The following is a 15,138-nucleotide window of genomic DNA, read 5'->3' as shown; positions in this document are numbered from 1 at the left end:
CCCCGGCACACCACCGACCCGGCACAACGGGCGCGCTGCCGTGTTGAGCCGTCCCCGACGTGGGAAGCTCTTCTTCCATGGCTTCCATGGCGGACAACGGCTTCCACGTCGACTCCGAGACCGGGCGGCTGCGCCGCGTCATCCTGCACCGCCCCGATCTCGAACTGAAGCGTCTGACCCCGACCAACAAGGACGCGCTGCTCTTCGACGACCTGCTGTGGGTCCGACGGGCCAGGGCCGAGCACGACGGGTTCGCCGACGTGCTGCGCGACCGCGGCGTGCAGGTCCACCTCTTCGGCGACCTGCTGTGTGAATCGCTTGAGGTGCCGGCGGCGAAGCGGCTCGTCCTGGACCGGGTCTTCGACGAGAAGGAGTACGGCCCGCTGGCCACCGGGCACCTGCGGGCGGCGTTCGACGAGTTGCCGGCCCCGGACCTGACCGAGGCGCTGGTCGGGGGCATGACGAAACGGGAGTTCCTGGAGCGGTTCGCCGAGCCGGTCTCGGTCCGGTTCCACGCCATGGACCTGGACGACTTCCTGCTCAACCCGCTGCCCAACCACCTGTTCACCCGCGACACCTCCGCCTGGGTCTACGACGGGGTGAGCATCAACGCGATGCGCTGGCCGGCCCGGCAGCGCGAGACCGTGCACTTCGAGGCGATCTACCGGCACCACCCGCTCTTCGCCGACGGGGGCTTCCACGTCTGGTCCGAGGGCCAGAACGCGTACCCGTCGACGATCGAGGGCGGCGACGTGCTGGTGATCGGCCGCGGCGCGGTACTGATCGGGATGAGCGAGCGCACCACCCCGCAGGCCGTCGAGATGCTGGCGCGCGGGCTGTTCCAGGCCGGTTCGGCCCGCACCATCGTGGCGCTGGACATGCCGAAGGGGCGGGCGTTCATGCACCTGGACACGGTGATGACCATGGTCGACGGCGACACCTTCACCCAGTACGCGGGCCTGGGGATGCTCCGGTCGTACACCATCGAGCCGGGCGCGGAGGAGGGCGAGCTGAAGGTCACCGACCACGCGCCCGAGCACATGCACCGGGCGATCGCCGCCGCCCTCGGCCTCGACGCGATCACCGTGCTCACCGCCACCCAGGACGTGCACGCCGCCGAACGCGAGCAGTGGGACGACGGCTGCAACGTCCTGGCGGTGGAACCGGGTGTCGTGGTGGCCTACGAGCGGAACGCGACCACCAACACGTTCCTGCGCAAGCGCGGCATCGAGGTGATCGAGATCCCCGGCAGCGAACTGGGCCGGGGCAGGGGAGGGCCGCGCTGCATGACCTGCCCGATCGAGCGCGACGCGGTGTGACCGGCGGCCTACCTCAGGGGGCTGTATAAGAATGCCGATCATCGTATAGGGTTCCAGTATTCGATGACGCCGCACGCTAGGAGTTCCGCATGGCCGTCGACCTCAAGGGCCGGCACTTCCTCAAGGAGCTGGACTTCACTCCGGAGGAGTTCCGCCACCTCGTGGAGCTGGCCGCGGAGCTGAAGGCGGCCAAGAAGGCGGGCGCCGAGGTGCAGCGGCTGCGCGGGCGGAACATCGCGCTGGTCTTCGAGAAGACGTCCACCCGGACCCGCAGCGCCTTCGAGGTCGCCGCCGCCGACCAGGGCGCCGGCACCACCTACCTCGACCCGTCCGGCTCGCAGATCGGCCACAAGGAGTCGATCAAGGACACCGCCCGGGTGCTGGGCCGGATGTTCGACGGCATCCAGTACCGCGGGCACGCCCAGACCGCCATCGAGGAACTGGCCGCGCACGCCGGAGTACCGGTGTGGAACGGCCTCACCGACGAGTGGCACCCCACCCAGATGCTCGCCGACGTCCTCACCATGACCGAGCACAACCCCAAGCCGCTGTCCGAGATCTCCTACGCCTACCTCGGCGACGCCCGCTACAACATGGGCAACTCGCTGCTGGTCACCGGCGCGCTGCTCGGCATGGACGTACGGATCGCCGCGCCCGAGGCGATGTGGCCGCAGGCCGACGTGGTCGCTCAGGCCCGCGGGTTGGCGGCGCGGACCGGGGCGCGGATCACCCTCACCGAGAGCGTCGAGGAGGGCGTCCGGGGCGTCGACCACGTGCACACCGACGTGTGGGTGTCGATGGGCGAGCCCAAGGAGGTCTGGGACGAGCGCATCCGGCTGCTCTCCCCGTACGCCGTCACCGCCGACGTGATGCGGGCCACCGGCAATCCGCAGGCCACCTTCCTGCACTGCCTGCCCGCGCTCCACGACCTCGGCACCACCGTCGGCCGTGAGATCCACGAGCGGCACGGCCTGGACTACCTCGAAGTCTCCGACGAGGTCTTCGAGTCCGAGCGGTCCGTCGTCTTCGACCAGGCCGAGAACCGCATGCACACCATCAAGGCGATCCTGGTCGCCACCCTCGCCTGAGCCCCGCGCCTGCGGGCGCCCGGCCGAACTCGGCTAGGGTACGGACGAGTTCCGGTCCCCGTGACCGGAAGCACGCCGGCCGGCAGGGGGAGGCATGGAGAACGGCGAGAGCGCGCCGCCCAGCACCGCGGACAGCGGAAGCGGGCCGGGAGAGGCGCGGTCCGTGCTGACAGCGGTCGTGGTGCACGCCGAGGGCGCGATGTGCACGCGCCGAGCCTCGGTCGTCCTGCCTACGGCCGTGACCGCGGCTGGGCCGGCGTCCACGGCCGCACCCGAGTCCGCTCCCGGCGGCGACGGTACGGTCCGGGTCCGGATCGGCGGCCTGCCACCGACCTTGAGCGCGGGCTCGCTGCGCGGGAGCGTGGTGTCGGGGCCGCCCGGGCTGCGGGTGGCGGACATCCGCGTCGATGTCGCGGCCACGCTGCGGCGCGGCGAGGAGGCCCCCGGCCTGCGGCTGGACCTGGAGGACGCCGAGGACCGCCTGGCGAGGCTGCGGGACCGGCGCGAGCGGCTGGCGGGCGAGATCGAGGAGGTCGCCGGGTTCCGGGCCGAACCGCCCCAGACCCGGCGCGGCGACCCGCCCCGCTGGGCGCCCGTGGAGTCCATCCTCGCGCTGGCCGGGTTCGTCGACGCGCGGCTGGCCGTGCTGCACACCCGACTGCGCGCCACCGAGGACGAGTTGGAGCAGGCCGAACACGACGCCGACATCCTCAGGCACCGGCTGAACGAGTCGTCCGGCGCGCTGCTCGCCGACCGGGTGGAGCCGTCCGTGTACGCGGTGGTGACCCTGGTGTCCGACGGTGCGGGCCCGGCCGACGGCACCGTCTTCGTGGACGGTTCCGACTCCTCCGACGGCGCCGACCTCTCCGATGACGGTACCGGCTTCTCCGACGGTACCGACCCCTCCGATGACGCCGCCGACTCCTCCGCGGCAGCCGAGGTGGAACTGGAGTACCACGTACCCGGCGCCACCTGGGCCCCCGTCTACCAACTGCGCCTGGACGGCGACAGCGGCGCCGGCACCCTGGTGCTGCGCGCCTGCGTCGCCCAGCGGACCGGCGAGGACTGGACCGGCGTACGGCTCGGCCTGTCCACCGCCGACCTGCTGCGCCGCGCCGACCTGCCGGAGCTGCGCAGCCTGCGGATCGGCCGCAGCCAGCAGGAGCCCGCCGGCCCTGGCTGGCGCGAACCCCCGCCCGGCCTCGACGAGTTGTTCACCGGCTACGACACCGCGAAGGCCGCCGAGGACGCGCGCCACCCCCAACTGCCGGCGGCCGGTCACGCATTGGCCTCCGCCCCCGTCGTGCCGCCCGCGCCGGGAGGCGCCCTGACCCGGTCCCCGTCCTTCGGGCCGCTGGGCGAGGGCCACGGCGCGGCGCAGGAGGAGGCCGACTTCGGCTACGGAGGCGCGGCCGAGGTCACCCGCTCGTTCTCCGGGTCCGCGCCGCCCGCGCCGGCGCCCCCGTCCGCGCAGCCCCGGCACCGCGCCGCCGCCCGCCGGCCCAAGGTCTCCGCGGACATGGGACCCGCCCCCGGGGCCCCGCCGCTGCCGACCGCACCGCTGCCGGCCCTGGCCCCGCAGCCCGCGCCGCCTGCCCACCTCGCCCCCGCCGCCGAACTCCTCGACTACGCAAGCCTGGTGATGGCCGGCCCGCAGGCGCCCGAGGGCCGCGGCACGTTGCGCACCGCCGGTGAGGGCACGGACGCGGTCGTCACGGAGTACCGCCGCCGGGCCGCGGCCGTGGCGCGCCTGGCCCGCCCCGCGCACGCGGTGGACGTCCGGCTGTCGGCCGGCTCGTTCGACTACCGCTTCGACACCGCGGCACCGGCCGACGTCGAGGCGGACGGCCAGTGGCACACGGTGCCGGTGAGCGAGATCCCGGTCCGCACCGAGTTCGAGTACGTCTGCGTCCCGGCGCAGGACACCGCCGTGTTCGGCACGGTCCTGGTCACGAACACCTCCGCGCACCCGCTGCTCGCCGGCCCCGCCGACGTCATGGTCGACGGCGACTTCGTGCGCACCGCGGCCCTGCCGACCCTCGCCCCGGGGCAGCGGCAGGCGGTCGGCCTCGGGGTGGCCGAAAGCGTCCAGGTGGCGCGGCGGGCCCACATGCGCGAGTCGACCGCCGGGCTGCGCGGCGGCACCACCGTGCTCGACCACACCGTGGAGGTGGAGGTCGCCAACCGGCTGCCGTACCCGGCGCTCGTGGAGGTGCGCGAGCGCATACCGACCTCGGCCGACAAGGACGTCCGCATCGAGGAGCGTCGGGCCGACCCGCGCTGGACCGACCCCGGCGCGCCACTGGACGGCCAGGAGGGGACCTACGTCGCCGGGGCCCGGGTGTGGCGGGTCACGCTGGAGCCGGGGCGGACCGCGACCCTCACCGGAGGGTTCGAGATCCGGCTGCCGGTGGGGAAGTCGGTCGTCGGCGGAAACCGGAGGAACTGAACCATGTCTGCCGCCCAGCACCCTTCGCCCGCCCAGGACCCTTTCCCCGCAACGGACTTCCCGTCCACCCGGAACTCCTCGTTCGCCCGGGAGACCCCGGCCGCTCCGGACTCCGCTCCTGCCGGCGCCGGTGCGGACGCCGCCGCTCAGCGGGACCTGCTCCACCTGCCCATCACCGCGGTGACCTGCCTGGAGGACCGCGCCCAGGTCGAACGCACCGGCACCGTGCCGCTCGTCGCCGGTGTGCAGCGGCTGCGGGTCGGCCCGGTCACGCCGCTCGCCGTCGACCGCTCGCTGCGCGCGGACCTCTCCGCCCGCCCGGCGGACGGCGATCGCGCGGACGGTGCGCCCGCCCCCGGCGAACCCGCCCCCGCCGCCCGCGTCGTGGACGCCCGCGTGGTCCGCGCGTACACGCCCGCGCCGCCCGGCGAACCCGGCCTCGACGCCTCGCAGTTGCGCCGCGACGTACACGAACTGGAACGGGAGCTGTACGACGCGCGGCAGCTGAAGCAGCGTCAGGAGAACGCGCTCGCCGTGATCGACCAGGCCAGGACCGATCTGCACCGTGACATCGTGCAGGGTGCGGGCGCGGGCTCCGCCGATCCGGAGCGCTGGGCCGACCGGCTGGACCGGGTGGACCAGGAGGCCGAGACCCGCATCGGCGAACTGCACCGGCTGCGCCGCCGGTTGCACGACATCGGCGAGGAACTGGGCGAGGCCCGGGCGGCGTTGGCGGCCACCGAAAGCGAACCGCAGGTGCTGACCGCGCACGTCGAACTCGTCGTGGAGGCGGAGGGCGCCGGCCCGGCGGACGTCCGTGTCACGCATCTCGTCCCGTGCGCGCTGTGGCGGCCCGCCTACCGGGCGACGCTCGGCGCGGACCGGGACTCCGTGCGGCTGGAGACCGACGCGTTCGTGTGGCAGGCCACCGGCGAGGACTGGCACGGCGTCGCGCTGTCGCTGTCCACCGCGCGGCCCACCCTCGCCGCGAACCCGCCGGCCCTCACCGAGGACGTGCTCACGCTGCGCGAGCGCTCGGCGGAGGAGCGGCGCACCGTGGAGGTGAACCTCCGGGAGGAGGAGATCCGTACGGTCGGCGACGACTCGGCCGGCGACGCGGGAGCACCCGGCACCGGTGCCGCGGACGGGGGCGGGGCCGGGGCCGCACGTCTGCCGGGGCTCGACGACGGCGGTGCGGTACGTACGCTGGCCGCCCCGCACCCGGTCGACGTCCCCTCCGACGGGCGGCCGCACCGCGTGCACCTGTCCTCCTTCACCGCGCCCTGCCGCGCGGAGCGCACCTGCGCCCCCGAGCTGTCGCCGCTGCTGGTGACGACCGCGCACTTCACCAACGCGGCCGGCCATGTGCTGCTGGCCGGACCGGTGGACCTGGTACGGGGCAGCGGCTTCGTCGGCCGCGGCGAGCTGGCGTTCACCGGCGTCGGCGCCCAGGTCCGGCTGGCGTTCGGCAGCGAGGACACCTTCCGGGTGGTCCGCCAGGTCGAGGAGACCCGCGACACCGCGGGGCTGGCCGCCATCAACCAGCGTACGGTGATCACCCGTCAGGTCCGGCTGTTCGTGTCCCGGCTCGACGCACCGTACGGCGGCGGCGCGCAGGAACTGGTGATCCGCGAGCGCGTCCCGGTCTCGGAGGTCTCGGCGGTCGAGGTACGGGTGCGGGCCGAGTCCTCGTCACCCGCCCCCGACGAGCCCGACGACGAGGGCATCGTCCGCTACGCACTGGCCCTCGGCCCGGGCGAACGGCGCGAGATCACCCTCGTCTACGAGCTCACGGCGTCGAGTTCGGTGACGGGTCTGTAGCGGCCGGCCCGCCGCCGAACCGCCCGGACCCCTTCCGTGCCGTTCCGCCCGCATCCGCTCGCCCGTACCCGGTGCCCGTCGCCTGTGCCCGCTCGCCCGTGCCGTTCCGCCCGCACCCGTTCCGCTCGCCCCGATCCCGCCGCACGCCGTCGAGTTGACGTTCAGCGACATGAACTCCATTCCTATACAGGGTCATTGACGGCCCGCTCCGCCCGTGCTATCCAAGTGAACGTCCAAAAGACTAGACCTAGTTCACGTAACTGAACAACGAGCACGGAAGGTTCCCCCCCACATGAGAATCCGCTCCAAGCTCCTCGTCGCGGCGACCGCCATGGGCGTCGCCGCGACCCTCGGGCTCCTCGGCACCACCAGCGCGAGCGCCGCGTCCCCCACCAAGGCGCCTGGCGGCAACTTCAACCTGTCGGTCTGGGAGTTGCAGGAGCCCGTCGGCTCCCCGGGCTCGCCGACCACCATCCCGTCCTCCCAGCTCCAGGGCGACGACGGCTTCCAGGACTCGTACTTCTACACCGACACCCGCGACGGCGCGATGACCTTCTGGGCCCCGGAGAAGGGCGTCACCACGCCCAACTCCAACTACGCCCGCTCCGAGTTGCGCGAGATGAACTCCAACGGCAGCGCCGCGGACTGGTCGCTCGGCGGCAGCCACAAGCTCAACGCGACGCTGCGCGTGGTCTCCGTGACGTCGAACGTCTGCGTCGGGCAGATCCACCTCGGCAGCGGCGGGTCGTCCACCAAGCCGCTGATCGAGCTCTACTACCACGCGAACGGCGACATCGTGGCCGGCGTGGAGAACTCGCCGTCCGGCGGCCAGACCACGCACACGGTCGGCCACGTGTCGATCGGCAAGACCTGGAGCTACACGATCGCCGTCTCCGGCGGCGACACCATCGACCTGACGGTCAACGGCAGCACCACGCACTACGCCATCGCGTCGTCCTTCGACGCCTACAAGCAGTACTTCAAGGCCGGTTCCTACAACCAGTCCTCCTCCGACAGCACCACCAACGGCGCCCGCGTCGCCTTCTACGGGCTCACCGTCTCCCACAGCAGCTGAGCCCTGGCCCCGCGAACTCCCGCCCCGCCGCGCCGGGTTGACCCGACGCGGCGGGGTTCGCCGCGGATGGCGCCGGTATCGCCCCGACGGAAATCACAAAAGAATAACGGGTCTGGTCCAAACTTGACGACTTGTTCACTCCCGGGCAGGTATCCCTTCGAGGCGCCGTCACCGGGCCTCGACACGCTCCTACGGCCCCCACACGACTGAGGAGAAGCTGTGACGCCTCTGACCCGCCGTACGTTCCTCGGCGCAGCTGCCGGCACATCCCTCGCCGCCGCGCTGCCTGCCGGTATGCAGCAGGCGATGGCCGCGTCGCCGACCGCCGGCACGCTCGACGACGTCGAGCACGTGGTGATCTTCATGCAGGAGAACCGGTCCTTCGACCACTACTTCGGCACGCTCAAGGGCGTGCGCGGATACGCCGACCGCTCGCGCCTGCGCTTCCCGAACAACTCCGACGTCCTCCACCAGACCAGTTCGGGCCCCTCCGGCGGCAACCTGGTGCTGCCCTGGCACCTGGACACCTCGACGACCGACGCGCAGCGGGTGGTCGACCTCGACCACGGCTGGTCCGGCACCCACAGCGCGTGGAACAACGGCCTGTACAACAACTGGGTCCCGGCCAAGAGCGCGTACTCCATGGGGTACTACCAGCGCGCCGACATCCCGTTCCAGTACGCACTCGCGGAGGCGTTCACCGTCTGCGACCAGTACTTCTGCTCGGTGCAGGGCCCGACCAACCCCAACCGGCTCTACCAGTGGTCCGCCACCATCGACCCGGCGGGGACCAAGGGCGGCCCGGTCACCGACAACTCCGAGAAGGGCTACAGCTGGACGACCTACGCCGAGCGGCTCCAGGCGGCCGGCATCTCCTGGCGGGTCTACCAGCAGCAGGACAACTACGACGACAACCCGCTCGCGTGGTTCAAGAGCTTCCAGCAGGCGGCCACCACGTCCCCGCTGTACGTCAACGGCATGCAGCGCCGTACCGCCGGCGCCTTCGCCGCGGACGTCGCCGCCGGCACGCTGCCCTCGGTGAGCTGGATCGTCGCCCCGGCCAGCCAGTCGGAGCACCCCGACTACCCGCCGGCCTACGGCGCCGACTACACCTCGCAGTACGTCCTCCAGGCGCTCGCCGCGAACCCGGCGGTGTGGGCGAAGACGGTGGTCTTCCTCAACTTCGACGAGAACGACGGCTTCTTCGACCACGTGGCGCCGCCGGTGCCGCCGTCGGGGACGGCCGACGAGTTCGTCGGCGGCGCGCCGATCGGCCTCGGCCCGAGGGTGCCGATGATCGTCATCTCGCCCTGGAGCCGCGGCGGATACGTCAACTCCCAGGTCGCCGACCACACCTCGCCGCTGCGCTTCCTGGAGAACTGGACGGGCGTGAAGGAGACGAACATCTCCGCGTGGCGCCGGCTGGTCTGCGGCGACCTGATGTCGGCCTTCGACTTCACCACGGCCAACACCTCCTTCCCGTCGCTCCCGGACACCAAGGCGCTCGTCGCCGCCTGCGACGCGGAGAACTCGCTGCCCGACGCCGCGCCGCCGGCCACGCCGGTGGCACCCGTCCAGGAACAGGGCACCCGGCCGGCCCGCCGGATCGACTACTTCTTCGACACCACGTCGTGGACGGACACCTCGACCGGGCGGATCTGGTTCAAGACGGTCGGCACGGGCTCGCTGGGCGCCGCGTTCTCCGCCTACGCCGTCAACCACCGCACCTACGGCAGCTGGCAGTACACGCTGCCCGCGGGCGGGAACATCTCGGACTACTTCAGCGCCCAGACCTACGGCGGCGGGCCGTACGACTTCGACCTGCACGGCCCCGACGGCTACCTGCGCGGCTTCCAGGGCGACGTGCGGACCTGGAGCGACACCACCAAGGGCCACCCGGAGGCGGCGCTGTCGACAGCCCCGGCATCGCCGCGCTCCCTGGTGCTGACCTTGACCAACGGCGGCACCGTCGCCGTGCGGTTCACCGTCGGCGCCAACGGCTACTCCGGAAGCGGCGCCACGTCCGCCTCCGTCCCGGCCGGCGGCTCCAAGACGCTCACCCTCGCACCGGCCTCCGACGGCCAGTACGACTACACCGTGACGGCCGACGTCGGCGACGGCTTCGCCCGGCGCTTCGCGGGCCGCACCTACCCGTAGCACCCCCGACCCGCCCGCGCCTCTCGCCCGGTCCCCGCTCGGAGGCCGGGCGAGCGGCCGGGCGAGCGGCCGGGCCGCGGGGCGGTCGCCTCAGGGGCGCACCGCCGCCACCAGCAGGCAGCCGAACTCGTCCACGCCCAGCATGTCGGACGGCTGGAACAGATCCGGCAGGTTGGTCTGGCCCAGCGCCTCGGGGCGCTCCCCGCCGGCGGCCGGCCGGGACAGTTCCTGGAAGGTGCGCTGCTGGGTGTGCTCGGTGATGTCCAGCAGCCCGCGCAGCCGCAGGCCCGAACGGTGCAGCAGGGCGACGTAGTCGTCGGCGTCGGCGAGGGTCACCATGAAGTTGCGGCAGAACTTCTGGATCGACGGGTGCGGCACCTCCTTGCGCGGCGCCCGCTCGAAGATGTCGGTCAGCACCAGCCGCCCGCCCGGCCGCAGCACCCGGGCCGCCTCGGTGAGCACCTGCTGCCGGTCGGGCATGTGGATGATCGACTCCAGGGCCATCACGGCGTCGAACGAGCCGTCCGCGAAGGGGAGTTTCATGGCGTCGCCGTGCGTGAACACGGCCCGGTCGGCGAGCCCGGCCTCCTCGGCCAGCCGGTTGGCCGTCTTCACCTGCTCCTGGCTGATGCTGATCCCGGTGACCCGGGCCCCCGTCCGCCGCGCCACCCGCAGTCCCGGGCCGCCGACCCCGCAGCCCACGTCGAGGACGCTGGAGGAGTCGTCGACCGCCAGCCGCTCGGTCAGCACGTCGGTGAGCCGGTCGACCGCCTCCTCCAAGGTGGCCTCGGAGTCCGGGGTGTCCCAGAAGCCGATGTGGATGTTGGGGTTGAACGTGCCGTCTTCGAGCGCGGTGAGCGTGAGCCGGTCGTACAGCTTGCCGACGGCCTCGGGGACGGGGGCGGTCGATGCGGAGTCGGTCATGGAAACTTCCTCTCGGTAGCGCGATGGTGACGGGGAGTCAGTCAATCGCAGTCGACGGGTGGGCGGCGAACTCCCGCAGCGGGTTCAGCGCCTCCGCGCCGATCCGGGCCCGCAGTTCGGGCGCGGTGACGCCGAGGCCGGGCGAGGGGGCGAGGCAGAGCACGCCGACCTTGCCGATGTGCCGGTTCAGCTGCACCAGCCGGGTCGCCTCGCCGATCTCGTCGAGCGGGAACACGGAGGACAGCGCCGGTACGACCCCGCCGAGCGTGAACAGGCGGGCGCACTCGACCTGTTCCTGGAGGTTGGCGACATGGCTGCCGATGACGCGCTTGAGCCGCATCCACAGGTAGCGGTTGTCGAACTGGTGCGCGTAGCCGGTGCTGGACCCGCAGGTGACGACCGTGCCACCGCGCTTGACCACGAACACCGAGATACCGAAGGTCGACCGGCCCACGTGCTCGAACACGATGTCGGGGTCCGCGCCCACCGCGTCCCTGATGATCCGCCCGAGCCGCTTGCCCGCCTTGAGCGTCAGCTCGGGGTCACCGCCTTCGTCGTCGCCGACACCGATCTCCCGCCGGTTCACGACCACGTCGCAGCCCAGTTTCCGGGCGGCGGCGGCCTTCTCCTCCGAACCGACCACGCCCACCGCGATGCCGCCGCCGTTCCTGACGAGCTGGACCGCGTACGCGCCGAGCCCGCCGGAGGCGCCCCAGATCAGGACCACGTCGCCCTGCTTCATCCGCGCCCCGCGATCGCTGACCAGCATGCGGTACGCGGTCCCCGCGCACGCCGGGATCGTCGCGGCCTCCTCCCATGTCAGGTGCGGTGGCTTCGGGATGAGCTGGCTGGCGCGCGCGACCGCGTAGTGGGCGAGCCCGCCGTAGTTCGTCTCGTACCCCCAGGCCAGCTGGTGCTCGCCGAGCATGCCGTCCGCCTGGTTGGCCGGCTCCTGGTCGTCCACCCGGGCCGCGTTCACCAGCACGTGGTCGCCGATCCGCCGGCGCCGCACGCCCGAGCCCATCCGCACCACGACCCCGGCGGCGTCGGAGCCGAGGACGTGGAAGGGCTGGTCGTGCCGGGTCGCCCAGCCGCCCTGCCGGGCGTAGGAGCGCAGGAAGCGGAAGGTGGACACCGGCTCGAACTTCGCCGACCACACGGTGTTGTAGTTGACGGAGCTGGCCATCACGGCGACCAGCACCTCGTCAGGGGCCAGTTCGGGCATCGGCACCTCGCCGACGCGCAGCGTACGGCGGACGTCCTTGTCCTCGGTGTCACCGAAGGTTCCCTCGTCCTCCACGCGCAGGTGCGCGGCGGTGAAGTGCGAGGGCGGTGTGGCACGTTCCAGGTCGTCGGGGCAGGCCCCGGACAGGACGGCGTCGGTCAACGACATGGTGGTTCACCTCTGTTCGGGGTCGGGGGCAGCCGGCGGGAGCCACCAGTGGTGCGCTCCGGCGAACGCGTAGGTCGGCAGCGGGACACGGCGCACGTCCGGTCCGCCGAAGGCCGCCTCCCGGTCCAGCCGGATACCGGAGACGAACGCGGCGCCCAACTGGCAGGCGAAGGAGGGCGACTGGGCGTCGGGCGCGACCGGCAACGCGATCGTCGCGGGACCCGATCCCGTCGCGCGGCCCGTTCCCGTGGCGTGATCCGTTCGCGCCGGGGAGGGCTCGACCGGCGGTTCGCCACCGCCCGTGAGCCCGGCGAGCGCCGCTTCCAGGGTGCGGTCGCCGCGCAGATGCGCGGCGGCCCAGCCCCCGGCCCGGCCCTCGCCGATCACTGTCGTGGGCCGGACGCCGCAGGCCCGCCACAGGCAGGCGTGTGCCACGACCACGGCGAACCCGGCGAGCGACGCGTCCTCGTCCGTGGCCCGCGCCTCCGCCGTGTCGAGCAGTTCCGTCAGGGAACGTCCGCCCGCGTACGGGGTCAGCGCCTCGTCGAGATCGGCGACGGCGTCCCTGAAGGCGGTCCACTCCCACGGGAGACGGCCGTGGGACGGCAGCGCGGTGGCGGCGGGGCCGGTGCAGACCAGCGCGGTCCGGCCGGTGCGGGCGAGTCCCGACCTGACCCACGGCGACGGCTCCCCGTCGGCCAGCGCCCGAAGCCCCGCCAGGTACTGCCCCCGGTCGGCGCCGACCAGGGCCGCCCGGTGCGCGAACGCGCTCCGCGTGACGGCCAGGGAGTACGCGATGTCCGCGTCGGACCAGCGCGCCGGGTGCGCGTCGAGGTGGGCGAGGAGCTTGTGCGCCTGCCCCCGCAGCGCGGCGGGGTCCTTCGCGGACAGCAGCCACGGCAACGGCCGTACCCGGGCGGGCGCGGGCCGCTCCCACGGCGGACGCGCGGGCCGCTCCAGGACGACGTGCCCGTTGGTGCCTCCCGCGCCGAGCGCCGTCACGGCGGCCCGCTCGGGCCGGCCCGTCCTCGGCCACGGCAGGGCGGTCGGTACGGGTTGCAGCACCCCGGCGGACCGCTCCACCGTCTCCAGCGACGGTACGCAGTTCAAGGTCGCGGGCACGGTGCCGTGCCCGAGCGCGAGCACCGCCTTCATCACGCCCGCCATCCCGGCCGCCGACTGCGGATGGCCCAGGTTGGACTTGATCGAGCCGAACAGCAGGGGCCGCCCCGGCCGCCGCTCCCGGCCGTAGACGGCGAGCATCGCCTCCGCCTCCATCGCGTCGCCCAGCGGGGTGCCCGTGCCGTGCGCCTCGACGTAGTCGACGTCCGTGCCCGGCAGCCCGGCGTCCGCCAACGCGCTCATCATCACCCGCCGTTGCCCCGGGCCGTTGGGCACGGCCAGCCCGTTGCTGATCCCGTTCTGGCCCACCGCCGACCCGCGCACCAGCGCCAGCACGGGATGCCCGAGCCGCTCGGCGTCCGACAGCCGCTCCAGCAGCAGCACGCCCACCCCCTCGGCCCAGTTGCCGCCGTCGGCCCGCGCCGAGAACGGTTTCGTACGACCGTCCCGCGCGAGAGCGCTGAACCTGCTGTGCTCCAGGAACACATCGGGTACGGCCATCACCGTGACGCCCGCCGCGAGCGCGAGCGCGCACTCGCCCGACAGCAGCGAGCGGCGGGCCAGGTGCAGCGCGGACAGGGACGAGGAGCAGGCGGTGTCGACGGTGAGCGCCGGACCGTGCAGGCCCAGGACGTAGGCGATACGCCCCGACGCGGCACTGGGCAGGGTGCCGACGGCCAGATGGTCCGTGCCCTCCTGCGGCCGCTCCCGCCCGCCGCCGCTCCCCGCGTACCCCTGCGGCGTGAGTCCCACGAAGACGCCGGTGGCCGACCCGGCCAGCGTCGACGGATCGATTCCGGCGCTCTCGACGGCCTCCCACGCCGTCTCCAGGAGCAACCGCTGCTGCGGGTCGGTCCCGGCGGCCTCCTCGGGGGTGTAGCCGAAGAACTCCGCGTCGAACGACGCCGCGCCCGGCAGGAAACCGCCCTCCCGCACGCTGCACCGGCCCGAGACGCCCGGTTCCGGGTCGTACAGGTCGGCCACGTCCCAGCCCCGGTCGGTGGGGAACGGCGACAGGCAGTCCCGTTCCTCCACCAGGGCACGCCACAGTTCGTCCGGGGTGTCGATGCCGCCGGGCCAGCGGCAGCCCATGCCGATCACCGCCACCGGATCGTGCCGCCGGGACTGCTCCGCCTTGGCGAGCCGGTCGCTGAGTTCCTCCACCTTCCGGCGCTGCTCCTGGAGCGCGGAGGTGGCCTTGCGCAGATACTCCCGCAGCGTGGTCTCGTCGCTCATCTCGCCTCCTCGGCTCCGTCCGCGCCGTCGGCGTCGATCAGCGCGAACAGTTCGTCGTCCGTCGCGTCGGTCAGCTCCGAGTCGTCCCCGCCCGCCGGCTCCGCTTCGTCCTCGGCGAGCAGGCCGGCGAGGTGCTCCGCCAGCAGCGTGGGTGTCGGGTGGTCGAAGACCACGCTCACCGGCAGCTCCAGACCGGTCTCCGCGACCAGCCGCCGGCGCAGGGCGACCGCCGTCAGCGACTCGAACCCCAGCTCCTGGAAGGCACGGTCGGCCACGATGGGCTCCGGCGAGTCGTGCCCGAGAGCGACGGCCGCGTGCACGCGGACGAGGCTCAGCACCTCGTCGAGCAGGTCGTCCCCGGACAGGCCCGAGAAGCGGTCCCGGGGCGAGCCGTCGCCGGTTTCCACCGAGTCCGGGACCACGGGCGGGGCAGCGGTCGCCGCCACGGTCACGCTTGATCGCAGCCAGTAGCGTTGGTGTTGGAAGGGGTAGGTGGGGAGGGTGGGTTGGGTGGTGGGGGTGGGGAGTTGGGTGGTCCAGGTGGGGGTGGTTCC

General features: G+C 73.1%; 10 protein-coding genes. 6 read left to right on the top strand and 4 right to left on the bottom strand.

The genetic code is table 11. From position 1 onward, the window contains the following. Nucleotides 1–77: 77 nt before the first annotated feature. From AB0399_RS01880 to AB0399_RS01855, 6 genes are all read left to right on the top strand, one after another. Nucleotides 78–1,319 (top strand): arginine deiminase, encoded by a 1,242-nt coding sequence (locus tag AB0399_RS01880; RefSeq protein ID WP_366409932.1) that lies wholly within the window; start codon nucleotides 78–80, stop codon nucleotides 1,317–1,319. Nucleotides 1,320–1,408: 89 nt separating this feature from the next. Next, entirely contained in the window at nucleotides 1,409–2,407 is a 999-nt protein-coding gene (gene argF, locus AB0399_RS01875) for an ornithine carbamoyltransferase (RefSeq protein WP_329363889.1), read from the top strand. Nucleotides 2,408–2,501: 94 nt separating this feature from the next. Further along, on the top strand, nucleotides 2,502–4,856 hold the full coding sequence (locus AB0399_RS01870) for a DUF4139 domain-containing protein (protein ID WP_366409931.1): 2,355 nt from the start codon (nucleotides 2,502–2,504) through the stop codon (nucleotides 4,854–4,856). A 3-nt stretch (nucleotides 4,857–4,859) separates the two neighbouring features. Continuing rightward, nucleotides 4,860–6,677 (top strand): mucoidy inhibitor MuiA family protein, encoded by a 1,818-nt coding sequence (locus AB0399_RS01865; RefSeq protein ID WP_366409930.1) that lies wholly within the window; start codon nucleotides 4,860–4,862, stop codon nucleotides 6,675–6,677. A 331-nt stretch (nucleotides 6,678–7,008) separates the two neighbouring features. Then, entirely contained in the window at nucleotides 7,009–7,752 is a 744-nt protein-coding gene (locus AB0399_RS01860) for a polysaccharide lyase family 7 protein (protein WP_329373823.1), read from the top strand. A 219-nt stretch (nucleotides 7,753–7,971) separates the two neighbouring features. After that, entirely contained in the window at nucleotides 7,972–9,909 is a 1,938-nt protein-coding gene (locus AB0399_RS01855; protein ID WP_366409929.1) for a phosphocholine-specific phospholipase C, read from the top strand. A 90-nt stretch (nucleotides 9,910–9,999) separates the two neighbouring features. Here the strand turns inward: AB0399_RS01855 and AB0399_RS01850 are convergent, their stop codons facing one another. From AB0399_RS01850 to AB0399_RS01835, 4 genes are all read right to left on the bottom strand, one after another. Beyond that, nucleotides 10,000–10,833 carry a methyltransferase domain-containing protein gene (locus AB0399_RS01850; RefSeq protein WP_366409928.1) on the bottom strand — a complete coding sequence of 278 codons (834 nt, stop codon included), beginning with the start codon at nucleotides 10,831–10,833 and terminating at the stop codon, nucleotides 10,000–10,002. Nucleotides 10,834–10,870: 37 nt separating this feature from the next. Then, on the bottom strand, nucleotides 10,871–12,226 hold the full coding sequence (ccrA, locus tag AB0399_RS01845; RefSeq protein ID WP_366409927.1) for a crotonyl-CoA carboxylase/reductase: 1,356 nt from the start codon (nucleotides 12,224–12,226) through the stop codon (nucleotides 10,871–10,873). A gap of 6 nt (nucleotides 12,227–12,232) precedes the next feature. Beyond that, nucleotides 12,233–14,584, bottom strand: a complete 2,352-nt coding sequence (locus AB0399_RS01840; RefSeq protein WP_366409926.1) for a type I polyketide synthase — start codon at nucleotides 14,582–14,584, stop codon at nucleotides 12,233–12,235. Next, a partial coding sequence (locus AB0399_RS01835) for an acyl carrier protein (protein ID WP_366409925.1) occupies nucleotides 14,581–15,138 on the bottom strand: 558 nt, incomplete at its 5' end. The genes AB0399_RS01835 and AB0399_RS01840, both read right to left, overlap by 4 nt.

Source organism: Streptomyces sp. NPDC088194 (genome assembly GCF_040702025.1).
GTDB lineage: Bacteria > Actinomycetota > Actinomycetes > Streptomycetales > Streptomycetaceae > Actinacidiphila.
The sequence above is the reverse complement of the archived record's forward strand: the minus strand, read 5'-3'. Positions and strand labels throughout refer to the sequence as shown.

Coding starts and splice junctions, on each gene's coding strand:
- argF (WP_329363889.1), top strand. CDS start 1,409: ATGGCCGTCGACCTCAAGGGCCGGCACTTCCTCAAGGAGCTGGACTTC.
- AB0399_RS01870 (WP_366409931.1), top strand. CDS start 2,502: ATGGAGAACGGCGAGAGCGCGCCGCCCAGCACCGCGGACAGCGGAAGC.
- AB0399_RS01880 (WP_366409932.1), top strand. CDS start 78: ATGGCTTCCATGGCGGACAACGGCTTCCACGTCGACTCCGAGACCGGG.
- AB0399_RS01860 (WP_329373823.1), top strand. CDS start 7,009: ATGGGCGTCGCCGCGACCCTCGGGCTCCTCGGCACCACCAGCGCGAGC.
- AB0399_RS01840 (WP_366409926.1), bottom strand. CDS start 14,584: ATGAGCGACGAGACCACGCTGCGGGAGTATCTGCGCAAGGCCACCTCC.
- AB0399_RS01850 (WP_366409928.1), bottom strand. CDS start 10,833: ATGACCGACTCCGCATCGACCGCCCCCGTCCCCGAGGCCGTCGGCAAG.
- AB0399_RS01865 (WP_366409930.1), top strand. CDS start 4,860: ATGTCTGCCGCCCAGCACCCTTCGCCCGCCCAGGACCCTTTCCCCGCA.
- ccrA (WP_366409927.1), bottom strand. CDS start 12,226: ATGTCGTTGACCGACGCCGTCCTGTCCGGGGCCTGCCCCGACGACCTG.